Here is a 21,490-nt window from a genome sequence, read left to right as displayed (position 1 = left end):
AACCACTTGCGCTTCCGATCTCTCGTTAGCGGGAGGCGAATTCTACAGCGTTACACGCTGCTGTCAACACCTCTTTTTCTCCGCTTTCGACCGAGAAGATCGAAACGTTAATAGAGCCAAACAACACTGCCCTACCAACTCCTTCTGGGCTTGGATGAACTCAAGCAACTCGCTGCCGAATCTTGCATAACTCTTTGTTTACCAAGGAGTTTTCCGTTTCGACTGCGCCGGAAGTGGGGCGAATTATAGACTTCCAGAATCTGCCGTCAACCCTTAATTTGGTTTTTCTATCAAAGAGTCTGAAAACCACCAAACCTTCTCTATATAAGCAGTTACACCGAGCGAATTGAGCAATATATTGCTCAACGCACAACAGTTAAGCATCATAGCGCCTTCTGCTTCTATTACTACGACCTCGGACGAACACCCCAATGACCACCCCCCCTCGCAGCCTGGCCTCGACATTATTCCCTGTCGGCCTGCTGTTGATTGCCATGGCCTCCATCCAGTCTGGCGCTTCGCTGGCCAAGAGCATGTTCCCGATCGTTGGCGCACAGGGCACGACCGCACTACGCCTGATCTTCGCCAGTGTGATCATGCTGCTTCTATTACGCCCTTGGCGCGCCAAGCTGACAGCCAAGTCCCTGCGCACCGTAATCATCTACGGAATCGCGTTGGGTGGCATGAACTTCCTCTTCTATATGTCCTTGCGCAGCGTCCCGCTGGGCATTGCGGTCGCCCTTGAATTCACCGGACCGCTCGCCGTAGCGATCTACGCGTCGCGGCGCGCAGTAGACTTCCTGTGGATTGCCCTCGCGATCGTCGGCTTGCTCTTGCTGATCCCCATCGGGCAAGCCAGTGCAGGCATCGACCTGCTGGGCGCGGCCTACGCGCTGGGCGCAGGGGTCTGCTGGGCACTCTATATTCTGTACGGGCAGAAGGCGGGTAATGACAACGGCGTCCAGACCGCTGCTCTCGGCGTGATGATCGCCGCCCTGTTCGTAGCGCCCATCGGCATCGTGCATGCCGGCGCCGCCTTGCTGACCCCCGCCCTGATTCCCGTTGCCATCGCCGTGGCTATTTTGTCCACCGCCCTGCCCTACACCCTCGAGATGGTCGCACTGACCCGCCTTCCGGCGCGCACCTTCGGCACCCTGATGAGCATCGAACCCGCATTCGGCGCGCTTTCCGGGCTGCTATTCCTGCAGGAACACCTGTCCCTGGCCCAATGGCTGGCCATTACCTGCATTATTCTTGCGTCCGTGGGCGCGACGGTGACGATGCGCAAAGAGTCGGCACCACTGGTCCCGGCCGATTGAAGATCTTTGAATGTAGCTCTGGCATTTGGCGCTCATTTAGGCCATGTTTAGGCCGTAAACGAATGTCATTCATGGAGATTTTCGACAAGGACAGCGCGAACGCTACACTCGAGAGCGAGTAAAGCCAGCTTCAAGCAATGTGAGGCGGCTATTAAGGATAGGAATGAAGCGAATTTTGATACTTTTAATGGTCTTGGCCATTGCTGGCTGTGCCGCGACTACCAGGACCGAAGTAAAACGGGGAAAAAAAGGGCTGCATATCAACTGTTCCGGCCTGTCGTCCTCCTGGGACCAGTGCTACACAAGTGCAACCAATTCGTGCGGAGCCAAGGGCTACCGGGTGATCGCCAAGTCCGGTGACAATTCCGAGGAGCCAGGGGACTACCCCTTCGGCCTCAACCCGGCCGGCTACACCAGCCGCAGCATGATCGTCATCTGCAAGTAATCCTCGAGCAGTCCAGCCGCGACTGCTCACGTTAAATCCCCGATACAAATTCTGCCCTTGGCGGCGCCGACAAACTGCGAGTGTTTGCCGGCGGACCCCGTCAATCGGTCAAATAGCGACCGTACGCACCTGCAGCCATTCAAGCCCAGCGCCACTGAGCAATGGGCTCAAGCGCTCACGCACCTCGGCGTGGTAGGCGTTGAACCACTCGCGCTCGTCCGCCGTGAGCAGCGACGGCTCCAGGCAGCGGGTGTCGATCGGGCACAAGGTCAGGGTTTCAAACTTGAGGAACTCGCCAAACTCCGTCTTGCCGGCCTCACGGTTCAACACCAGGTTCTCGATGCGCACGCCCCAACGCCCGGGACGATAGGTGCCCGGTTCAATCGAAGTGATCATGCCCGGTTGCATGGCGGTTTGCGGCGCAGCCGCCGCCTGGTAAGCGATCACCTGCGGGCCTTCGTGCACATTAAGGAAATAACCTACGCCATGCCCGGTACCGTGGCCGTAATCCACGCCTTCAGCCCAGATGGGCGCACGCGCAATTGAATCCAGCAACGGTGAAAGAATGCCCTTGGGGAACTGCGCGCGGGACAACGCAATGACGCCCTTGAGCACTCGGGTGCAATCACGTTTCTGTTCTTCGCTGGGCGTACCGATGGGCACCATTCGCGTGATGTCCGTGGTGCCACCCAGGTACTGGCCGCCCGAATCGATCAGCAGCAAGCCGTCGCCTTCGATCAGCGCATGCTCTTGCGGGGTCGCGTGGTAATGCGGCATCGCCCCATTGGCGTTGTACGCAGCGATGGTGTTGAAACTCAGCGATACATAACCCGGGCGACGGGCGCGTGCAGCGGTCAGGTGTTCGTCGATGGTCAGCTCAGTGATGCGCTCGCGCCCCAGGGCACCGTCGAGCCAGGCGAAAAACTCGCACAGCGCCGCGCCGTCCTGCTCCATGGCCTGACGGATGTGCTCCGCGTCCGCCAGGCTTTTACGCGATTTGGCCAGGGTGGTCGGGTTGAGCCCTTCGATCAGCTTGACCCCGGCATCGAGATTTTCCAGCAGGCCCGCCGTCACACGCGCCGGGTCGACCTGCACGCTGGCACCCGACGGCACCGCACGCAGTGCATCGGCCACTTCGCTGTAATCACGCAGGGTGACACCATCCTGCTCCAGCACAGCGCGCAGCTCGGCGTCGACTTTGCTCTGCGCCACAAACAAGGTGGCCTGCTGTTGGTTGATCAACGCAAAGGACACGAATACCGGGTTGAACGACACGTCACCGCCGCGCAGGTTGAACAGCCAGGCGATGTCATCCAGGGTGGCAATGAAGTGCCAGTCGGCGCCCTTCTCCTTCAAGCTGGCGCGCAGTGCGGCGAGCTTCTCCCCGCGGCTGACCGTCGCCTGGGGCGGCAGGTGTTGATAGACCGGTTGGTTCGGCAAGGCCGGGCGGTCTTGCCAGACTTCGTTGAGCAGGTCGATATCGGTACGCAGGCTCGCGCCACGGTCCGCCAGCTTGTTGCCGAGGGTGCGCGCCGAGGCCACGGCCATGACCGCGCCGTCCACCGCTACCACACCGCCCTCCGGTGTTTGCTCGGCCAGCCACTCCAGCGGGCCAGGCTGGCCCGGTTGCAGTTTCACCAATTCGATGCCGCTGCCGTTGAGCTCTTTGGTTGCCTGCTCCCAGTAGCGACTGTCCGCCCAGACACCGGCGAAATCCGCGGTGACAATCAGCGTTCCCACCGAACCATGGAACCCCGACAGCCACTGGCGACCTTGCCAGTAACCTGGCAAATATTCGGACAAGTGCGGGTCAGCCGACGGCACCAGCAGGGCATGAATGCCCTCGCGGCTCATCAGTTCACGCGTATGCGCCAGGCGCTGGGGTACCGTTCCATGGGTCAAAGGCCGCGTACTCATTGTGTCTCCTGCTAACCACGAATAATTATTATGTGTTGCAAACTGAAAATCAGACCGCCCAGAACGCCGGCGCGCTGGCGAGTGCGGCCTTGATCAACTGCACAGCCTGATCGATGTCCTGCTCGGTGGTAAACCGCCCGAGGCTCAAGCGGATGGTACGCCCGGCGCTGCGTGCATCATGGCCCAAGGCAAGCAGCACATGGGACGGCGCATTGCTGGCCGAGTTGCACGCTGAGGTCGCGGAAAACGCGATGCCTGCACTCAGTGCGGCTGAGTTGAATTCGCCCTTGCCAAACGTCAGGCTGAGGGTATGCGGGATGCGCTGGGTTGGGCTGCCATTGAGGCGAACACCGTCGACCGCTTCCAACTGGTCGAGCAAGCGCTGACGCAGAGCCAGGATCGTGGCCTTCTCTTCGGCAAACGACTCGGCGGCCAAGGCGAACGCCGTGCCCATGCCCGCAATCTGGTGGGTGGCCAGGGTGCCGGAGCGCAAGCCGCCTTCGTGGCCGCCACCGTGGATCTGCGCCAATACCTTCTGCTGCGCCCGTGGCCCGACGTACAGCGCGCCGATGCCCTTGGGGCCATACAATTTGTGCGCAGAGAACGACATCAGATCTACCGGCCATTGCGCCAGGTCGATAGCCACCTTGCCCGCGCCCTGCGCCGCATCCACGTGCAATAACGCGCCGTGTTCACGTACACGGGCGCCGATGGCGGGGATGTCGTTCAGGGTGCCCAGCTCGTTATTCACCAGCATCAGCGAGACCAGGAAGGTGTCTTCGCGCAAGGCTTCGCTCACGGCGTCGGCGCTGATCAAGCCGTCCGCGTCGGGCACCAGGTAAGTTACCGCTACACCGGCTTCCTGCAACTGCCGGGCGGTATCCAGCGTGGCCTTGTGTTCGATCTGGCTGGTGATGATATGCCCACCCGCCACGCCTCGCGCCTGGGCTACACCCTTGATGGCCAGGTTGTTGGACTCGGTGGCACCGGAGGTCCAGACAATTTGCTCAGGGTTGGCGCCGACCAGCTCAGCCACCTGGCGGCGTGCCTGCTCGACCGTTTGCCGGGCCGCTTGGCCGAACGCATGGGAGCTGGAGGCAGGGTTACCAAAATTGGCGTTGAAGCCCAGACACTCGACCATCACCTGGATAACCCGCTCATCCACGGGGGTGGTGGCGGCGTAGTCGAAATACAGCGGACGTTTATTCATGACAATTAAGACTCGCAGAGCAGGTTCCCGAGAGCAGCGTCTCAGGGGCATCGATCGGAACAGAGGTCGTCAGGTTTACCGGATCGAATGCCATTAAAGAAGAACCACTTTATGAAAATGTGCGTAGGAACGCTCCTGAAATTCAGCTTAACAGGCTGAAGTCGCACCATGGAAAACAAAAAGCCCGAGGTTCCTCAACGGAATCCTCGGGCTTTTTGCCGCCGGGCGCAGGCTCAACTGGGACGACCCTGCAACGTCACGCCGCGTTCGGCGTTCATTTCGCCCTGGCGATCAAAACCAAAGGGCTTCTGTGGCTGGCCGGTCAGTGCCGCGCGCTGCTGTTGATATTCATCAAACGACAAGCCACGACGGCTCAGGGATTCCAGGGCCAACTGCTTGGTTTCTTCAGCCGTGTAAGGGCGCAGTTCTGGTGAAGGATGGGTCGCACATCCGGCGAGGACAGAGGTGACGATTAACAAGGTAACAGCGAGAAGTCGGTTCATGGTGAAGGCCCTGGAAAGGAGGTGTCAAGTCGATGAACACAGGCTACTCCCGCCCCTTCGCCTGGAAAAATCATCCTCTGTGATAGTTGCTATCAACCGCCAAGGCACCTTCGATAGCGAGCCGCACATATTCATTTTAGATCTATAAATATGGAAATACGTTCATTTACGGAATAAAAGGAACCCTCTATAACTAGCGTCTGCCGGACCAGTACTGTTCGTCACGCAACTGTTGCCAGGGCAACAGTCATTCAACAAAACACCAGTCAGACAACACCGGATTTTTCAGCAGTGAACTCGCAGCCCCTGCCAATCAAGGCCTGCAGCCGTTGGTACAGCTCTTGCTCAACACCTTGCAACACACCCGCTATGAACCACTGTTGAAAAAGGAACTGTTCATGACCCGTCCCCTGAATGTCGTTGCCCTCTCCGGCGGAACCTGGCGCCCGTCCCGCACCCTCGTGCTGACCCAAGCGGTGCTGGCCGAACTGGCAACCCTGCTGCCGATCCAGACCACCCTGATCGAGCTGGGCGACATTGCCCGGCCATTGGGCGGTGCGCTGTCGCGTGATGAGTTGCCGGCCGAGGTCGAGACGCAACTGTTGGCCATCGAACAGGCCGACCTGCTGATCGTCGCCGCACCGGTCTATCGAGGTTCCTACCCTGGCCTGCTCAAGCACCTGTTCGACCTGGTGGGCCTCAACGCCCTGATCAACACCCCGGTGCTGCTCGCCGCCACTGGCGGCAGCGAGCGCCACGCGCTGGTCCTCGATCACCAACTGCGTCCGCTGTTCAGCTTCTTTCAGGCCCTGACCCTGCCGATCGGGGTGTACGCCACCGAAGCCGACTTCACCGACTACCAAATAACCAGTGAGCCCTTGAAGGGCCGTATACGCCTTGCGGCAGAACGCGCGGCCCCTTTGTTTGCCGCGCACTCCCCCTCTCTGCTGAAAATCGCCTAAAGGATTTGTCATGGATGTTTTCTGGTTTCTGCCGACTCACGGCGACGGTCATTACCTGGGCACCACCCAAGGTGCACGGCCGGTCACCCTCAATTACCTCAAGCAAGTCGCGCAGGCGGCTGACAGCCTGGGTTACCACGGCGTGTTGATTCCTACCGGGCGCTCGTGCGAAGACTCCTGGGTCATCGCCTCGGCATTGGTACCGCTGACCGAACGCCTGCGCTACCTGGTGGCGATCCGCCCGGGGATTATCTCGCCCACGGTGTCTGCGCGCATGGCGGCGACCCTGGATCGTCTGTCCAATGGCCGTCTGCTGATCAATGTGGTCACCGGTGGCGACCCCGACGAAAACCGAGGCGACGGCAGTTTCCTCGACCACAGCGAACGCTACGAAGTCTCCGACGAGTTCCTACAAATATGGCGCCGTGTATTGCAGGGCGAATCGGTTGACTTCGAAGGCAAACACTTGCGCGTGCAGAACGCCAAGGCGCTTTACCCGCCGGTGCAGAAGCCTTATCCACCGCTGTATTTCGGTGGTTCGTCCGACGCCGCCCACGACCTGGCCGCCGAGCAGGTCGACGTTTATCTGACCTGGGGCGAGCCACCGGCCGCTGTAGCGGAAAAACTTGCAGATGTGCGTGAGCGCGCCGCACGCCACGGGCGCACCGTGAAGTTCGGCATTCGCTTGCATGTGATCGTGCGCGAGACCGAAGAAGACGCCTGGAAAGCCGCCGAAAAGTTGATCGAACACATCAGCGACGAAACCATCGCCGCCGCGCAAAAATCCTTCTCGCGTTTTGACTCCGAAGGCCAGCGCCGCATGGCCGCCCTGCACGACGGGCGCCGCGACAACCTGGAAATCGCCCCAAACCTGTGGGCCGGTGTTGGCCTGGTACGTGGCGGGGCCGGTACCGCGCTGGTCGGCAACCCGCAGCAAGTGGCCGAACGCATCAAGGAATACGCGGATTTGGGGATAGAGAGTTTTATCTTCTCCGGCTACCCGCACCTGGAAGAAGCCTATCGCTTTGCCGAACTGGTGTTCCCGCTGCTGCCGGAACCCTACGCCAGCCTCGCCGGGCGCGGTATCACCAACCTCACTGGCCCGTTTGGCGAAATGATTGCCAACGATGTATTGCCAACAACAAAGGCCTGAGTGCAGTGAAATCGGCTGTATGTAGGAGCGGGCTTGCTCGCGAAAGCGGTGCATGAGGCGACAAGCCAATTGACTGACCTGACGCCTTCGCGAGCAAACCCGCTCCCACCTTCAGCCTTCATTGCCAAATAGACATTGAGGAACACCGTGTGACCGCCACCCCCCACAGCGTCCTGCCATCCCCTTTGCAGACCGCCAGACTGCTGGCCGCCGAGTTCGCCCTCAGCGCCGTCGAACGCGACGAGCGCGGCGGCACCCCCAAAGCCGAACGCGACGCCCTGCGCCAGAGTGGCCTGCTGGCCCTGAGCATTCCTACCCAATACGGCGGCCTTGGTGCGCGCTGGAGTGACACCCTGGGCATCGTGCGCGAATTCGCCAAGGTCGACAGTTCCATCGCCCATGTGTTTGGGTTCCACCACCTGATGCTCGCCACGGTGCGCCTGTTCTCACGGCCAGACCAATGGCAGCCCTGGTTCGAACAGACCGCGCGCAAAAACTGGTTCTGGGGCAACGCCCTCAACCCGTTGGATACACGCACTGTGGTCAAGGATTTCGGCGGCTGGCGTGAGTTTTCCGGCAAGAAGAGCTTCTGCTCCGGCGCCAGCGACTCGGAGATGCTGATTGCCTCGGCCGTGGATGAAAGTGCCGGCGGCAAGCTGCTGATCGCCGCAATCCCCAGCGGTCGCAGCGGCATCACCCTGCACAACGACTGGAACAATATCGGCCAGCGCCAGACCGACAGCGGCAGCGCCAGCTTCGAGCGGGTACGTGTCGAGGAGTCGGAATTGCTGCTCGACCCCGGCCCGCTGAGCACGCCGTTCGCCTGCCTGCGCCCGCTGATTGCGCAGTTGACCTTCACGCATATGTTCCTGGGCATTGCCCAGGGCGCCTTCGAGGAAGCACGCAACTACACGCTCACCGAAACCCGGGCCTGGCACAAATCCTCGGCCAGCGAGGTGCACCAGGACCCATACGTGCTGCATCACTACGGTGAGTTCTGGGTCGCCCTGGAGGGCGTGCGCCTGCTGGTGGAGCACGCCGCCGAGTTGCTCGACCAGGCGTGGGCCAAGGGCCCCAACCTCAGCGAAAACGAACGCGGCCAACTGGCGATTGCCATCGCCACCGCCAAGGTCGCCGCCACCCGCCAAGGCCTGGACCTGTGCAGCCGCCTGTTCGAAGTCACCGGCGCGCGCTCCACCCATGCATCGCTGCGCCTGGACCGGCACTGGCGCAACCTGCGCACGCAAACCCTGCACGACCCGCTCGATTACAAGCTTCACGAACTGGGGGACTGGGCGTTGAACCAGGCCCTGCCGACTCCGACGTTCTACTCATAAGAAGAGGTGCCCATGCAGCTTTTAACCTTACCGCCCTCGCCCGCCCTTGCGACCTCGATACGCGCCACGGCCCAGGTCTTTGAAGACCCCAAATCCCAGGCGCTGCTCGACCACATCCAGCAAGTGGCGCCCAGCGAAGCCAGCGTGCTGATCATCGGCGAAACCGGCACCGGTAAAGAGCTGGTGGCGCGCCATATTCACAACCTCAGCGCGCGACGCAACCGGCCCTTTGTGGCAGTCAACTGCGGCGCGTTCTCCGAATCCCTGGTGGAGGCCGAACTGTTCGGCCATGAAAAAGGCGCCTTTACCGGCGCCCTCAGCGCCAAGGCCGGCTGGTTCGAAGAGGCCGACGGCGGCACATTGTTCCTCGACGAGATCGGCGACTTGCCGATGGCGATCCAGGTCAAATTACTGCGCGTCCTACAGGAGCGCGAAGTGGTGCGCCTGGGTTCACGCAAGAGCATTCCGATTGATGTGCGTGTACTTGCCGCAACCAACGTGCAGCTGGAAAAAGCCATCAATGCCGGGCATTTCCGCGAAGACCTCTACTACCGCCTCGATGTCGTCAGCCTGGAACTCAGCCCATTGCGCGAGCGGCCCGGCGATATCCTGCCGCTGACCCGGCACTTTATCGAAGCCTACAGCCAACGCCTGGGCTACGGCCCGATCACCATCAGCCGCGAAGCCGAGCAAAAACTCAAGAGCTACAGCTGGCCGGGGAATATCCGCGAGCTGGAAAACGTGATTCACCACACGCTGCTGATCTGCCGAAATGGCGTGATCGAGCGCGACGACCTGCGCCTCTCGAACATGCGCATCGAGCGTCAGGACGACAGCCAGCACGGTATCGACAACAGCGCCGAAGCCTTGCTGGAGCGGGCCTTTCAAAAGCTGTTCGAAGAGCAGGCCGGCGCCCTGCATGAAAAGGTCGAAGACGCGCTGTTACGCGCGGCCTACCGTTTCAGTCATTACAACCAGGTGCACACCGCCAACCTGCTGGGCCTGAGCCGCAACGTCACGCGCACCCGGCTGATCAAGATCGGCGAGTTGGCCGTGAACAAACGCCGCCCCGGGGAAAACGTGCAAGGCGAACGCATGCTGCATTTATCCATTTAGGCGGCAGTGCAACGCGTTGTCATGACTGCGCTCGAAACTGCGCAGCACCTGGAATGAACCGAAGGTCACGGCCGTGGCCTGGTGGGCGCGGATCAGCGTCCAGAAATCCTCGCCCCGCTGCTCGAAGCGCTTGAAAGCCGCCTCGCCGTCCTCGCGGGACTGCCATTGCAGGTAGTTGAGCACCCGTCGCCCGTCATCGCTGACTTGCACACTCGCACTCAGAAAACCGCCATGGCCCTCAGCCAGGCGCTCGCTTTGGGTCGACAAGGCGGCCACCAGCGCGCATTGCTGGCGTGGTTCGATGTGAAACTCGATCATCTGAGTGAAGCTGCGATTCTTTTCTGATACCTGCATGAACACTCCCCTCTCTCTGTAGGCAGAATCTTGCGATTCGATGCCACGCAGGGTAAAACCTCTAGTTAAGTCAAGGTCAAGCACTGCGCTGGAGTTTTTGCATGATCACCAAGGAACTCACCGTCGGCCAGCTTGCGGCTCGCAGCGGTGTGGCCGTTACGGCCCTGCACTTTTACGAAACCAAGGGGCTGATCAGCAGCCATCGCAATGCCGGCAACCAACGGCGCTACCCACGGGAGGTGTTGCGGCGTGTGGTGGTGATCAAGATCGCCCAACGCCTGGGGATTCCACTGGCGACCATTGGCGAGGCCTTGCAGACGCTGCCCGATGGCCGCGCGCCTACCGCCAAAGATTGGGAACAGTTGTCGGCGTTGTGGCGCGAAGACCTGGACGAACGCATCAACAAACTGATGCTGCTGCGCGACAAGCTCAACGGCTGCATTGGCTGCGGGTGTTTGTCGCTGGAGGCGTGCCCCCTGCGCAATCAGGATGACAAGCTCGGTGAGCAAGGGCCGGGGGCCCAACTGCTGGAACCCAGCCCGCCCCCTGCCTGAAAGCAGCGCGCCGGCAGCTACCTTGGATCTGTAGGGTTTGGCAGGGCCGGGCTCCTACACACTTCATGAACAGCCCTTCCACGCTTTCGCCCTTGCCCCGAACGCCGTGTGATTCCAGGATGCAGGCACTCATCACAAGGAGCCATTCCATGTTCGCCGGATTTGAAAAAGACCAGTGCCACGTCAATGGCGTGACCATCAGCTACCGCAAAGGCGGTACCGGCCCCGGTCTGCTCCTGCTGCACGGGCACCCGCAAACCCATGTCATCTGGCACAAAGTCGCCGAACAGCTGGCCGAGCACTTCACCGTGGTTGCCGCCGACCTGCGCGGTTATGGCGACAGCAGCAAGCCACCCGCCACTGAGCACCACAGCAACTACGCGAAACGCGAAATGGCCCGCGATGGCGTCGAGCTGATGCAGGCGCTGGGTTTCACCCGGTTTTCGCTGCTGGCCCACGACCGCGGCGCCCGGGTGGCTCATCGGCTGGCCCTGGACCACCCACACGCCGTGCACCGCATGGTGGTGTTGGATATTGCGCCGACCCTGGCGATGTACGCACAAACCGACGAAGCCTTCGCCCGCGCTTATTGGCACTGGTTTTTCCTGATCCGTCCGGCGCCGCTGCCGGAAGCCTTGATCGAGGGCAACCCCGAGCTGTACCTGCGCAGCGTGATGGGCAGCCGCAGCGCCGGGCTCAAGCCGTTCACCGATGAGGCCTTCGCCGAATACCTGCGCTGCCTGAAACTGCCGGGTGCCGCCACCGGCATCTGCGAGGATTACCGGGCCGCCGCCGGTATCGACCTTGAACACGACCAGGCCGACATCGATGCTGGCAACCACCTGCACCTGCCCCTGCTGGTGATGTGGGGCGCCCAAGGCACCGTCGGCCGCTGCTTCGAGCCGCTCAAGGAATGGCAGAAAGTCGCCGCCGACGTACGCGGCAAGGCCCTGCCCGCCGGCCACTACATTGCCGAAGAAGCGCCCGAGTTGTTGCTGGGCGAAGTCCTGGCTTTCCTGCGCTGACGCCAGTGCTATTCTGGCGGCTCATGCCGCCACGCCTGTTTCTGATGACCAACAAGAAAGACACCGTGCCCCTGCCCGAAGACCTGCGTGTGTTCCTCACCGTGATCCGCAAGGCCGGCTTTGCCGCGGCGGCCGATGAGCTGGGGTTGTCGCCGGCCTATGTCAGCAAGCGCATCCAGATCCTCGAAACCACCCTGGCCACCCGCCTGCTGCACCGCACCAGCCGACGCATCGCCCTGACCGAAGACGGTGAACGGGTGCAGCGCTGGGCAGTGCGCATCCTGGAAGACTTCCAGCACCTCACCGATGAACTCTGCGATGCCCACGACAGCCCTCGTGGGCGCCTGCACCTGTGCAGCAGTTTCGGCTTTGGCCGTCACCATGTGGCCCCGGCGCTGTCGTTGCTGGCCGAGCGGTACCCGGAACTGGAAATCCGCCTGGACCTGTTCGACCGTGTGGTGGATATCGTCAGCGAAGGGTTCGACCTGGAAATCCGCGTCGGCGACGACATCCCCGGCCAGCACATCGGCCGGCGCCTGGTGAGCAACCGCCGCGTGCTGTGTGCTGCGCCGGCGTACCTGCAGCGCCGGGGCACACCGCAGCAGCTGAGCGATCTGGAGCAGCACGACTGCCTGGTGCTCAAGGAACGCGACAACACCTTTGGCATCTGGAACCTGGCGCGCAATGGCGCCCAGGAAAGCGTGCGTGTTCGCGGGCCGCTGTCCTCCAACAGTGGCGAGATTGTGCTGCAGTGGGCGCTGGATGGGCGCGGCGTGCTGCTGCGCTCGATGTGGGACGTAAAGCCGCTGCTGGAACAGGGCAAGTTGGTGCAGGTGCTGCACGACTATACCCAGAGCGCCAACGTGTGGGCGGTGTACCCGACACGGTTGGCGTATTCAGGGAAATTGAGGGCATGCGTGGAGTTTTTGCAGGAACACTTCAAGGGGTTGTCGATCTAGCGCTGCAAACCCATTAAAAAATGTGGGACGGGGCTTGCCCCCGATAAGGCAGTGTCAGTCACCGAATGCATGGCTGATACACCGCTATCGGGGGCAAGCCCCCCTCCCACATTTTGTTTTGCTGTGGGTCAGTTGAGCCAGGGGTTCGCTTGAAGGTGTCGGTGTTCGAACGACTTGATTTCATCGCGGCGCTGCAAGGTGCTGCCAATCGCATCCAGGCCCAGCAACAGCGCGGTCTTGCGCAAGGTGTCGATCTGGAACGCGATCACCTGGCCATCCGCCAGGCGAATCTCTTGCTGCGCCAGGTCGACGCTGATCTGCGCGTGCTCCGGCTGGCTGATCGTCTGCCCAAGCCGCTGCAGCACGGCCTCTTCGAGGGTGATCAACAACACCCCGTTACGCTGGCAGTTGTCATAGAAAATCCCGGCAAAACGGCTGCCGATCAACGCCCGAATGCCCATCTGCTTCAACCCCCACACCGCATGTTCGCGGCTGGACCCGCAGCCGAAGTTCGGCCCCACCACCATAAACCCTGCACCCTGCCAGGCCGGCTGGTTCAGCACGAAGTCGGGGTCAGGCTCGCCGTTGGGCAAAAAACGCAGGTCGAAGAACAGCCCACGGTCCAGGCCACTGCGGTCGATACCCTTGAGGAACTGCTTGGGCATGATCACGTCGGTGTCGATATTGGCCGCCAGCATCGGCGCGGCCTTGGCAGTGACCACGGTGAACGGTTGCAGGCTCATGGGCGCTCTCCAAAGGTGCGGACATCGGTAAGGCGCCCAGTGATGGCGGCAGCAGCGACCATCGCCGGGCTCATCAAATGGGTACGTGCACCGGCACCCTGACGGCCTTCGAAATTGCGGTTGGTGCTGGACGCACAGCGGTCGCCGGCAGCCAACACATCGTCGTTCATCGCCAGGCACATCGAGCAGCCCGACTGACGCCATTCGAAACCGGCGTCGAGAAAGATCGCCGCCAGCCCTTCGGCTTCGGCCTGGTCACGCACTTGCGTGGAGCCCGGCACGATCATCGCCCGGACATGCGGCGCCACGTGTTTGCCGCGCACCACGCGGGCGGCGTCGCGCAGGTCCTCGATTCGCGCGTTGGTGCAGGAGCCGATAAACGCGTGGCTGATGACGATATCGCTCAGCGCCATGCCGGCGTCCAGGCCCATGTAGTTGAGGGCGCGGCGCATGTCCTGGCGCAGGATCAGGTCGCTGATGTCCTGCGGGTCGGGCACGCGCGCGCCGATGGGCGCGGCCTGGTCAGGGCTGGTGCCCCACGTGACCATGGGTTGCAGGGCGGTGGCGTCGAGGTGCACCTCCTGGTCAAACCGCGCGTCGACATCTGAATGCAGCTGGCGCCAGCTCTCCAGCGCCTGTTCCCACAACGCGCCGGTTGGCGCGCGCGGCTTGCCCTTGAGGTAGGCGAAGACTTTTTCGTCCGGCGCCATGAACGCGCCGCGCGCGCCCGCTTCCACCGCCATGTTGCAGATGGTCATGCGCGCCTCAACGCTGAGCGCGTCGATGGTCGACCCGCGAAACTCGATGGCGTAGCCCGTGGCCCCGGATGCGCCGATCGTGCCGATCAGCGCCATGATCACGTCCTTGGACGTCAAACCGTTGGCCAGCGCGCCATCGACAGTCACGCGCAAGGTCTTGAGACGCTTGTACACCAGGGTCTGGGAGGCCAGCAGGTGTTCGATTTCCGAGGTGCCGATGCCGAAACCGAACGCACCCAGGGCGCCGTAGGTGGTGGTGTGGCTGTCACCGGCGGCGATCACCATGCCCGGCAGGATGAAGCCCTGCTCCGGGGCGATCACGTGCTCGATACCTTGGCGCGGGTCGAGGATATCCAGCAGTTCGATGCCGAAGTCCCGACAATTTTCCGCCAGGTAGGCCACCTGCCGCGCGCCCCCCGCATCCGGCATCGCAGCACTGCGCGCGGGGGTGGTGGGGTTTACGTGGTCGACCACGGCCAGCGCGGTGCGCGGGCGCCAAACACCACGCCCGGCCTCGCGCAGGCCACTGAACGCCTGGGGGCTGGTGTATTCGTTGATCACTTGGCGGTCTATATAAAGCAGGACATGGCCCTGGTCATCCAGGGCGCACACCGTGTGGGAGTCGATGTGTTTGTCGTAGAGGGTTCTGGCAGTCATTTTTACGGGCGCTCACTTGTCGGCATGCGCCCATCCTACGCAGCCACCCAACGCCATCAATGCCGCCAGGGTGATGGCTAAGGCCATGTTTCGTGTTCGATCAAAGGGGGAAAGTACCCTGAATGTGAACCTGAAACATTTTCTTTCATATCTAGGTTAGGGATTTCTCATTCTCATCCGTCTTAATTTAGATACAGCCCGTCGCGTCAGCAAAAGCTACGACTGGCCTTTTCCGGGCCTCCATCGCCCCCCCTCCGATCAAGACCCTCATTCACATGTCGAAGAAGTCACGCTCCAAACTCTGGTTTCTCGTACATAGCTGGCTGGCGTTGCCCATCTGGTTTTTTGTACTGATCGTCTGCGTCACCGGCACATTGGCGGTGGTGAGCCAGGAAATCGTCTGGCTGGCCAACCCGGATATCCGCGCCAGCAAGCCTACGGACGATGCCGAACCCCTGAGCTACGACCAGGTGATCAGCGCCATCAAGCGCGCCGAGCCCCAGGTGATCGTGCAATCGCTCAGCCGCCCGGATGAGTCGCACTTTGCCCTCAGCGTCGACCTCAGCTACCCCGACGGTCGCTCGGTGGAGGTCTACGTCAACCCCTACACCGGCGCGATCCAGGGCATCAGCCCCTCGTTCGACTTCCGCCAGTTCACCCGCGCCCTCCACGGCTGGTGGCTGGTGCCGTTCACCAATGGCTTCAGCTGGGGCTGGTACCTGGTGTCGCTGCTCGGCCTGCCGTTGCTGGCGTCACTGGTCACCGGGCTGGTGGTGTACAAGCGGTTCTGGAAGGGCTTTTTCCGGCCGACCCTGCGTATCCACCACGGCGCGCGGATCTTCTGGGGCGACTTCCACCGCCTGAGTGGCATCTGGTCGATCTGGTTCATCGCGGTGATCTCCATCACCGGCACCTGGTTCCTGATCCAGGCGATCCTGTTCGACAACCAGATTTCGATCTCCACCGAGCCCGTAGTGCCGGTGATCGCCCGGGAGAAAGTGCCGATGTCGCCGCCTGGCGTACCGGCGCCGATGATTCCCGTGGATGAAGCCATCGCCATCGCGACCCAGCGCATTCCAGGGCTGGAGGCGAGTTTCGTGAGCCTGCCGCTCAACGCCTACAGCCACCTGCAGATTGGCGGCCGGGGCTGGTACCCATTGATGTACCAGACCGCGCAAATCAACCCCTATGACGGCGAGGTGGCCGCGGCGCACCTGCTGTCCGACCGCTCCAAGCTGGAGTTCGTCACCGAGTCCATGCGCCCGCTGCACACCGGTGACTTTGGCGGCATCTGGATCAAGCTGATCTGGGCCTTCTTCGGCCTGGTACTGAGCATGATGGTGCTGAGCGGCCTGCTGATCTGGACCAAGCGCACGGCGCTGGCCACGCTCAACGCCCTCAAGCGCGAAGCCAAGGCGCAACGCCCACCGGCAGCCATTGCGGCCCTGCAGGCTGAAACCTCGGAGACCCACCCATGAGCAAGGTTGCCACTACACCGCCTTCGCCGCTGCGGGCCTTTTGGCTGAAATGGCGCTTCCATATCAATGTGCTGCTGTTGCTGGTACCCCTGGGTTTCATGCCCAAGTACTTCAGCGAGGCCGCGCTGTTTCGCGGTGACAGCGGCATCGGCGAGCGCGTGGCCGGCGATGTGCAGGTCGGGCCCTGGAGCCTCAAGCTGGCCGAGTTCCGCAACGAAGGCCCGCGCCCGAACCCGGCCGGCCCGATGAAGTTTTTCAACGCCGCCCTATGCGATACCTGCGCCCAGCAGGTCAAGGCGACTTACCTGCGTATCGGCAAACCGCGCAGCCTGCGCGCCGCCGGGGTGATCTTCTTCGGTACGCCGTACCGCATGGGCGCAGGCCTGCCGGTGCCGGAACGCACACCGGTCGATGCCGAACTGTGGGTAACCATGGAAGGCTGGGACGGCACCATGCACCAGGGGTCCATCCCGCTGAGCCAGGCCTCGCCTGCCACCATTGCCTGGCTGAACAAGCAAGGAGTTAAACCATGACTTTGACGCGCCTGACCCGCGCCTGCGCCGTGCTGCTGCTTGGCAGCGCTTTCAGTACGGCTGCGCTGGCCCACAACCCGATGTGCGAATGCAAGGAAATCCCCGGCGAGCAGATCCAGTGCAAAGGCGGCTTCTCCGATGGCAGTGGCGCACCCGGTGTGACCCTCGATGTGATCGGCTACGACGAAACCATCCTGGTGCCCGGCAAGCTGGGGGCGGATTCGACCCTGACCTTCAAGAAGCCCTCGGCCGAGTTCTATGTGCTGTTTGACGCAGGCCCCGGTCACGTGGTGGAAATCGACCAAGCGGATATCCAGCCTCAATGAGTACCACACAGGTTGTACGCCCGGCCGGTGCCGGGCATGAAACCCTCTATGTCCTGCTGTTGTGCCTGATCATCCTCGCGGTGGCCGGCACAGTGGTAGCCCTGCACGGCGAATCCCAGGAGGTGACGCCAGTGCCCAGCCACCAGTTGGACGCCCGGCGTGATCTCAGCGCTGCGGAGCAAGGCATCTACGCCGACCTGCGGGTGACCCTGGATGAAATTCACCTGCTGCAGGAGGAGCAAAACGCCCTGCCCACCCCCGAGCAACTGGCCGAAGAAGGCTTTGCGCCCTTCGCCCAGGACGCCAGCTCGGTCAGCCGTGGCGACCATCACTGGCAACTGCTCGCGCCATCAGCCTACCTGGGCGTGAGCCAGGCACCGGCCACCAGCGGTTCGCTGCTGATGCGTGTCGGCGCCGAGCCGGATATCTGGCTCAACCGCCAAGCCAACCTCGCTGCCCCCTCCGACCTCACTGACCAGGCGCTGATCGCAGCCGGCTGGCAGCAGGTGGTCGCGCAATTCGATGCCGGCGTCACCCGCCAGCACCGTCACTGAACGAGAAGACCGATTGCCCATGTCTATTTCATCTCCCCTGTTGCGCCTGTTGCTGGTCAGCCTGTTGAGCCTGATGCTCGCGCCCCTGGCCAATGCCGAGGCCGCCAAGCGCCTGCGCATCGGCATCACCCTGCACCCGTACTACAGCTACGTGGCGAATATCGTCGGCGACAAGGCCGAAGTCGTGCCGTTGATCCCCGCCGGTTTCAACCCCCATGCCTACGAGCCGCGCGCCGAAGACATCAAGCGCATCGGCACCCTCGACGTGATCGTGCTCAATGGCGTCGGCCATGACGATTTCGCCGACCGCATGATCGCTACAAGCGAGCGCCCGGACATCCCGGTGATCGAAGCCAACGCCAACGTGCCGTTGCTGGCCGCCACCGGTAACGCCGCACGCGGTGCCGGCAAGGTGGTCAACCCGCACACCTTCCTGTCGATCAGCGCCTCGATTGCCCAGGTCAACAATATCGCCCGCGAGCTGGGCAAGCTCGACCCGGACAACGCCAAGACCTACACCCAGAACGCCCGCGCCTACGGCAAACGCCTGCGCCAGATGCGTGCCGACGCCCTGGCCAAGCTCACCAGCGCACCCAACCCGGACCTGCGCGTGGCCACGGTGCATGCGGCCTACGACTACCTGCTGCGTGAATTCGGCCTGGAAGTCACAGCGGTGGTCGAACCGGCCCACGGCATCGAACCAAGCCCGAGCCAGTTGAAAAAAACCATCGACGAGCTGCGTGCCCTTGACGTGAAGGTGATCTTCTCGGAGATGGACTTCCCGTCCACCTATGTCGACACCATCCAGCGCGAGTCCGGGGTCAAGCTGTACCCGCTGTCGCATATTTCCTACGGCGAATACAGCGCTGAAAAGTACGAAGTGGAAATGACCGGCAACCTCAACACGGTGGTCAGCGCGATTCAGGAGTCGGGGACATGACGGCGGCCGAGCAACTGACGGTCGCCAGCGTCGGCCCGACCCTCGACTTCGACTCGGTGTCACTGACCCTGGGCCGTACCGTGATCCTCGACAACGTGAGCTTCCAGGTACAGCCCGGCAGCATCCATGCGCTGGTCGGCCCCAACGGCGGCGGCAAAAGTTCGCTGATCAAGACCCTGTTGGGGCAAACGCCGCACCAGGGCCAATTGCGCCTGCAATGGCCGACCACACCCGGCACCATCGGTTACGTGCCGCAAGCCCTGGAGTTCGACCGTGGCTTGCCGATGACCGTGGACGATTTCATGGCCGCCATGTGCCAACGGCGCCCTGCGTTTCTGGGCCTGTCCAGGCATTACGCCGCGGCCATTGGCGAGGCCCTGGAACGGGTCGGCATGCAGGACAAACGCAAGCGGCGCATGGGCGCGCTGTCCGGTGGTGAGCGCCAGCGCGTGCTGCTGGCCCAGGGCCTGATCCCGGCGCCGCACTTGCTGGTGCTGGATGAACCGATGTCGGCCCTCGATGAAGCCGGCATCCAGGTGTTCGAACGCCTGCTTAATGACTGGCGCCTGGCCGGGATCACCGTGCTGTGGATCGAGCATGACCTGGAAGCCGTTGGGCGCCTGGCCGACCGCGTGACCGGGCTGAACCGCCGCGTGCTGTTCGACGCCACCCCCAAAGAGGCGCTCACCCCGGATCGCCTGCTGACCCTGTTTTCCACCCACCCTCGGAGCCCGGCGCAATGAGTTATGAAGCGTTTCGCCTGATGGTCCAGGGCTGGGCCTCTGCCGGTTATTTGCCGGAGGCGCTGGCCTATGGTTTTGTGGTCAACGCGCTGCTCGCCGGCCTGCTGATCGGCCCGGTGCTTGGCGGCCTGGGCACGCTGGTGGTGGTCAAGCGCTTTGCGTTCTTCTCCGAAGCGGTTGGCCATGCCGCGCTGACCGGTGTGGCAGTGGGCATTCTGCTCGGGGAACCCTACACCGGGCCCTATGGCAGCCTGTTCGGTTACTGCCTGTTGTTCGGCATCCTGCTCAACTACCTGCGCAACCGCACTGGCTTGGCGCCGGACACCTTGATCGGTGTGTTCCTGTCGGTATCCCTGGCGCTGGGGGCCAGCCTGCTGCTGATCCTCGCGGGCAAGATCAACGTGCATATCCTCGAAAACGTGCTGTTCGGCTCGGTACTCACGGTCAACGGCAATGACCTGCTGGTGCTGGCGGTGGTCGGTTCGCTGGTGATGGCCCTGGCGCTGCCGCTGTACAACCGCATCATGCTCGCCAGCTTCAACCCGCAATTGGCCGCGGTGCGCGGCGTGGCGGTGAAGACCCTGGACTACCTGTTCGTGATCCTGGTCACGCTGATCACCGTGGCGGCGGTCAAGGTCATCGGCGCCATCCTGGTGGGCGCGCTGCTGGTGATTCCGGCCGCAGCGGCACGCTTGCTGAGCCAGTCGCTCAAGGGCTTCTTCTGGATCTCGGTGGTGATCGCCACCGTCAGCACCCTGTGCGGCATCCTGCTGCCGATCATCTTCGACCTGCCTATCCCGTCCGGCGCCGCGATTATTCTGGTAGCCGGCATCGCCTTCGCCTTCGCCGCCATCGCGCGCGGCACAGTGCCCAGCCTCAAAGGGAATCTTGGATAATGCGCCCTGTCTTTCGTCCACTGGCCTTGGCCATCGCTTGTTTGATCAGCACGTCGGCGCTGGCAGCCGTCGATGGCTTCCACACCAGGGATTTCGTCGCCAACAACGGCCTCGGCCATGCCGGGTTGAGCAAAGCCAAAAGCGTAAAACCGGTGAAGGTGCTGGCCTCGCTGCCGATCACCTACGGGCTGGCAGAAGTGCTGCTCAAAGGCACTGACGTGCAGCTTGAACGCGCCGCACCGGCCAACCTGCCGGGCTCGCGGCAGGTGTCTTACTTCACCGGTCGCGGTGCCGCGGCGCTGAGCACCTTGGCGCAGGACGCCGATGCGGCCATCGGCCTGCGCTCACTGTGGGCAGATGACCCGCTCTACCCGGTAGCGCGACGCAGCAATATCCGTATCGTCGAAGTCGACGCCGCCCGTCCGGTGGACGGTGGCTTGCCTGGTATTGCCGTACAGCCCGGTATCGCCGACGGGTTGAACAGCCAGCCCTGGCAGTCGAGCAACAACATGGGGCGCATGGCCGATGTGCTGGCTACCGACCTGAGTCGTCTGGCTCCAAGTGCCAAAACGCAGATCGACGCCAACCTGGCCGCCCTCAAGCAAAGCTTGCTCAAGCTCACCGCCGACAGTGAAGCGCGGCTGGCCAAGGCAGACAACCTGAGTGTGGTCAGCTTGAGCGATCACTTTGCTTATCTGGTCAGCAGTTTGAATCTGGAACTGCTGAGCACCGATGCACGCCCCGACGCCGACTGGACGCCCGAGGCGTTGCAGAAACTCACCACCGAGTTGAAGGACAACGACGTGGCGGTGGTGCTGCACCATCGTCAGCCAAGTGAGGCGGTGAAAGCGGCGATAACCGCAGGCAATGCGAAACTGCTGGTACTGAACGTCGACGGCCCAGAGCCCGTCACCGAGCTACAAAACAATGTGGACCAAGTGATCAAAACCCTAACCCCCTAACCCCCGTGGCGAGCGGGCTTGCCCGCGTTGGGCTGCGCAGCAGACT

The 21,490-nt window shown here is 62.4% G+C and carries 23 protein-coding genes; 17 read left to right on the top strand and 6 right to left on the bottom strand.

What is annotated here, in order from left to right; translation table 11 throughout:
• Positions 1-431: 431 nt before the first annotated feature.
• Both rhtA and GIW02_RS23795 read left to right on the top strand, forming a co-directional pair.
• Positions 432-1,319, top strand: coding sequence for a threonine/homoserine exporter RhtA (rhtA, locus tag GIW02_RS23800; RefSeq protein WP_236419394.1), 888 nt, complete (start codon positions 432-434; stop codon positions 1,317-1,319).
• Positions 1,320-1,482: 163 nt separating this feature from the next.
• Entirely contained in the window at positions 1,483-1,764 is a 282-nt protein-coding gene (locus GIW02_RS23795) for a hypothetical protein (protein ID WP_101268314.1), read from the top strand.
• Between the two features lie 108 nt (positions 1,765-1,872).
• On the opposite strand, the gene GIW02_RS23790 is transcribed toward GIW02_RS23795, so the two are convergent.
• From GIW02_RS23790 to GIW02_RS23780, 3 genes are all read right to left on the bottom strand, one after another.
• A complete protein-coding gene (locus tag GIW02_RS23790; protein ID WP_236419395.1) occupies positions 1,873-3,681 on the bottom strand; it encodes an aminopeptidase P family protein in 1,809 nt (602 codons plus the stop codon).
• A 49-nt stretch (positions 3,682-3,730) separates the two neighbouring features.
• Positions 3,731-4,891 (bottom strand): aminotransferase class V-fold PLP-dependent enzyme, encoded by a 1,161-nt coding sequence (locus tag GIW02_RS23785; protein WP_236419396.1) that lies wholly within the window; start codon positions 4,889-4,891, stop codon positions 3,731-3,733.
• 233 nt (positions 4,892-5,124) lie between these two features.
• The gene (locus tag GIW02_RS23780) at positions 5,125-5,394 is read right to left on the bottom strand and encodes a hypothetical protein (protein WP_236419398.1); all 270 of its coding nucleotides are present in this window, start codon (positions 5,392-5,394) and stop codon (positions 5,125-5,127) included.
• A 398-nt stretch (positions 5,395-5,792) separates the two neighbouring features.
• Here GIW02_RS23780 and msuE point away from each other — a divergent pair, with 398 nt between their 5' ends.
• The 4 genes from msuE to GIW02_RS23760 all read left to right on the top strand — a co-directional run bounded on the left by msuE (position 5,793) and on the right by GIW02_RS23760 (position 9,962).
• Positions 5,793-6,356 (top strand): FMN reductase, encoded by a 564-nt coding sequence (gene msuE / locus GIW02_RS23775; RefSeq protein WP_101273754.1) that lies wholly within the window; start codon positions 5,793-5,795, stop codon positions 6,354-6,356.
• 10 nt (positions 6,357-6,366) lie between these two features.
• The gene (gene ssuD, locus GIW02_RS23770; protein WP_236419904.1) at positions 6,367-7,509 is read left to right on the top strand and encodes an FMNH2-dependent alkanesulfonate monooxygenase; all 1,143 of its coding nucleotides are present in this window, start codon (positions 6,367-6,369) and stop codon (positions 7,507-7,509) included.
• 149 nt (positions 7,510-7,658) lie between these two features.
• Positions 7,659-8,846, top strand: coding sequence for an acyl-CoA dehydrogenase family protein (locus tag GIW02_RS23765; protein WP_236422110.1), 1,188 nt, complete (start codon positions 7,659-7,661; stop codon positions 8,844-8,846).
• A 12-nt stretch (positions 8,847-8,858) separates the two neighbouring features.
• On the top strand, positions 8,859-9,962 hold the full coding sequence (locus tag GIW02_RS23760) for a sigma-54-dependent transcriptional regulator (protein WP_236417229.1): 1,104 nt from the start codon (positions 8,859-8,861) through the stop codon (positions 9,960-9,962).
• On the opposite strand, the gene GIW02_RS23755 is transcribed toward GIW02_RS23760, so the two are convergent.
• The gene (locus GIW02_RS23755) at positions 9,951-10,316 is read right to left on the bottom strand and encodes an antibiotic biosynthesis monooxygenase (protein ID WP_236417230.1); all 366 of its coding nucleotides are present in this window, start codon (positions 10,314-10,316) and stop codon (positions 9,951-9,953) included. The genes GIW02_RS23760 and GIW02_RS23755 overlap by 12 nt on opposite strands.
• Positions 10,317-10,417: 101 nt before the next feature.
• Between GIW02_RS23755 and soxR the strand changes: the two genes are divergently transcribed.
• From soxR to GIW02_RS23740, 3 genes are all read left to right on the top strand, one after another.
• Complete coding sequence (gene soxR / locus GIW02_RS23750; protein ID WP_236417233.1) at positions 10,418-10,870, top strand: redox-sensitive transcriptional activator SoxR; 453 nt, start codon at positions 10,418-10,420, stop codon at positions 10,868-10,870.
• A 149-nt stretch (positions 10,871-11,019) separates the two neighbouring features.
• Positions 11,020-11,895, top strand: coding sequence for an alpha/beta fold hydrolase (locus GIW02_RS23745; RefSeq protein ID WP_236422109.1), 876 nt, complete (start codon positions 11,020-11,022; stop codon positions 11,893-11,895).
• 44 nt (positions 11,896-11,939) lie between these two features.
• Positions 11,940-12,854 (top strand): LysR substrate-binding domain-containing protein, encoded by a 915-nt coding sequence (locus tag GIW02_RS23740; RefSeq protein WP_236417258.1) that lies wholly within the window; start codon positions 11,940-11,942, stop codon positions 12,852-12,854.
• A gap of 128 nt (positions 12,855-12,982) precedes the next feature.
• On the opposite strand, the gene leuD is transcribed toward GIW02_RS23740, so the two are convergent.
• Entirely contained in the window at positions 12,983-13,597 is a 615-nt protein-coding gene (gene leuD / locus GIW02_RS23735; RefSeq protein ID WP_236417236.1) for a 3-isopropylmalate dehydratase small subunit, read from the bottom strand.
• The gene (gene leuC / locus GIW02_RS23730) at positions 13,594-15,012 is read right to left on the bottom strand and encodes a 3-isopropylmalate dehydratase large subunit (RefSeq protein WP_236417238.1); all 1,419 of its coding nucleotides are present in this window, start codon (positions 15,010-15,012) and stop codon (positions 13,594-13,596) included. The genes leuD and leuC overlap by 4 nt, the downstream gene beginning before the upstream one ends.
• Before the next feature lie 275 nt (positions 15,013-15,287).
• Here leuC and GIW02_RS23725 point away from each other — a divergent pair, with 275 nt between their 5' ends.
• The 8 genes from GIW02_RS23725 to GIW02_RS23690 are packed head-to-tail and all read left to right on the top strand — an operon-like array spanning position 15,288 to position 21,444.
• Positions 15,288-16,490, top strand: coding sequence for a PepSY-associated TM helix domain-containing protein (locus tag GIW02_RS23725; RefSeq protein WP_236417240.1), 1,203 nt, complete (start codon positions 15,288-15,290; stop codon positions 16,488-16,490).
• Positions 16,487-17,023, top strand: a complete 537-nt coding sequence (locus GIW02_RS23720; RefSeq protein ID WP_236417242.1) for a thiamine pyrophosphate-binding protein — start codon at positions 16,487-16,489, stop codon at positions 17,021-17,023. Before GIW02_RS23725 ends, GIW02_RS23720 begins: the two co-directional genes overlap by 4 nt.
• A complete protein-coding gene (locus GIW02_RS23715) occupies positions 17,020-17,349 on the top strand; it encodes a hypothetical protein (protein ID WP_236417244.1) in 330 nt (109 codons plus the stop codon). Before GIW02_RS23720 ends, GIW02_RS23715 begins: the two co-directional genes overlap by 4 nt.
• Complete coding sequence (locus GIW02_RS23710; protein WP_236417246.1) at positions 17,346-17,903, top strand: DUF6162 family protein; 558 nt, start codon at positions 17,346-17,348, stop codon at positions 17,901-17,903. Before GIW02_RS23715 ends, GIW02_RS23710 begins: the two co-directional genes overlap by 4 nt.
• A gap of 19 nt (positions 17,904-17,922) precedes the next feature.
• Positions 17,923-18,843: a metal ABC transporter substrate-binding protein gene (locus tag GIW02_RS23705; RefSeq protein WP_236417248.1), complete on the top strand. Its 921-nt coding sequence runs from the start codon at positions 17,923-17,925 to the stop codon at positions 18,841-18,843.
• The gene (locus GIW02_RS23700) at positions 18,840-19,586 is read left to right on the top strand and encodes a metal ABC transporter ATP-binding protein (RefSeq protein WP_236417250.1); all 747 of its coding nucleotides are present in this window, start codon (positions 18,840-18,842) and stop codon (positions 19,584-19,586) included. Before GIW02_RS23705 ends, GIW02_RS23700 begins: the two co-directional genes overlap by 4 nt.
• Positions 19,583-20,482, top strand: coding sequence for a metal ABC transporter permease (locus tag GIW02_RS23695; protein WP_236417252.1), 900 nt, complete (start codon positions 19,583-19,585; stop codon positions 20,480-20,482). The genes GIW02_RS23700 and GIW02_RS23695 overlap by 4 nt, the downstream gene beginning before the upstream one ends.
• Positions 20,482-21,444 carry a metal ABC transporter solute-binding protein, Zn/Mn family gene (locus GIW02_RS23690; RefSeq protein WP_236422108.1) on the top strand — a complete coding sequence of 321 codons (963 nt, stop codon included), beginning with the start codon at positions 20,482-20,484 and terminating at the stop codon, positions 21,442-21,444. Before GIW02_RS23695 ends, GIW02_RS23690 begins: the two co-directional genes overlap by 1 nt.
• Positions 21,445-21,490: the final 46 nt, after the last annotated feature.

The organism is Pseudomonas syringae (assembly GCF_021606685.1).
GTDB classification, from domain to species: domain Bacteria; phylum Pseudomonadota; class Gammaproteobacteria; order Pseudomonadales; family Pseudomonadaceae; genus Aquipseudomonas; species Aquipseudomonas syringae_R.
Note: the sequence above shows the minus strand (reverse complement) of the source record. Positions and strands in the feature narration are given on the sequence as shown.

Coding starts and splice junctions, on each gene's coding strand:
- msuE (WP_101273754.1), top strand. CDS start 5,793: ATGACCCGTCCCCTGAATGTCGTTGCCCTCTCCGGCGGAACCTGGCGC.
- GIW02_RS23715 (WP_236417244.1), top strand. CDS start 17,020: ATGACTTTGACGCGCCTGACCCGCGCCTGCGCCGTGCTGCTGCTTGGC.
- GIW02_RS23760 (WP_236417229.1), top strand. CDS start 8,859: ATGCAGCTTTTAACCTTACCGCCCTCGCCCGCCCTTGCGACCTCGATA.
- GIW02_RS23795 (WP_101268314.1), top strand. CDS start 1,483: ATGAAGCGAATTTTGATACTTTTAATGGTCTTGGCCATTGCTGGCTGT.
- GIW02_RS23725 (WP_236417240.1), top strand. CDS start 15,288: ATGTCGAAGAAGTCACGCTCCAAACTCTGGTTTCTCGTACATAGCTGG.
- GIW02_RS23790 (WP_236419395.1), bottom strand. CDS start 3,681: ATGAGTACGCGGCCTTTGACCCATGGAACGGTACCCCAGCGCCTGGCG.
- GIW02_RS23690 (WP_236422108.1), top strand. CDS start 20,482: ATGCGCCCTGTCTTTCGTCCACTGGCCTTGGCCATCGCTTGTTTGATC.
- GIW02_RS23710 (WP_236417246.1), top strand. CDS start 17,346: ATGAGTACCACACAGGTTGTACGCCCGGCCGGTGCCGGGCATGAAACC.
- GIW02_RS23695 (WP_236417252.1), top strand. CDS start 19,583: ATGAGTTATGAAGCGTTTCGCCTGATGGTCCAGGGCTGGGCCTCTGCC.
- ssuD (WP_236419904.1), top strand. CDS start 6,367: ATGGATGTTTTCTGGTTTCTGCCGACTCACGGCGACGGTCATTACCTG.
- GIW02_RS23705 (WP_236417248.1), top strand. CDS start 17,923: ATGTCTATTTCATCTCCCCTGTTGCGCCTGTTGCTGGTCAGCCTGTTG.
- leuC (WP_236417238.1), bottom strand. CDS start 15,012: ATGACTGCCAGAACCCTCTACGACAAACACATCGACTCCCACACGGTG.
- leuD (WP_236417236.1), bottom strand. CDS start 13,597: ATGAGCCTGCAACCGTTCACCGTGGTCACTGCCAAGGCCGCGCCGATG.
- GIW02_RS23780 (WP_236419398.1), bottom strand. CDS start 5,394: ATGAACCGACTTCTCGCTGTTACCTTGTTAATCGTCACCTCTGTCCTC.
- GIW02_RS23755 (WP_236417230.1), bottom strand. CDS start 10,316: ATGCAGGTATCAGAAAAGAATCGCAGCTTCACTCAGATGATCGAGTTT.
- soxR (WP_236417233.1), top strand. CDS start 10,418: ATGATCACCAAGGAACTCACCGTCGGCCAGCTTGCGGCTCGCAGCGGT.
- GIW02_RS23720 (WP_236417242.1), top strand. CDS start 16,487: ATGAGCAAGGTTGCCACTACACCGCCTTCGCCGCTGCGGGCCTTTTGG.
- GIW02_RS23700 (WP_236417250.1), top strand. CDS start 18,840: ATGACGGCGGCCGAGCAACTGACGGTCGCCAGCGTCGGCCCGACCCTC.
- rhtA (WP_236419394.1), top strand. CDS start 432: ATGACCACCCCCCCTCGCAGCCTGGCCTCGACATTATTCCCTGTCGGC.
- GIW02_RS23740 (WP_236417258.1), top strand. CDS start 11,940: ATGACCAACAAGAAAGACACCGTGCCCCTGCCCGAAGACCTGCGTGTG.
- GIW02_RS23785 (WP_236419396.1), bottom strand. CDS start 4,891: ATGAATAAACGTCCGCTGTATTTCGACTACGCCGCCACCACCCCCGTG.
- GIW02_RS23745 (WP_236422109.1), top strand. CDS start 11,020: ATGTTCGCCGGATTTGAAAAAGACCAGTGCCACGTCAATGGCGTGACC.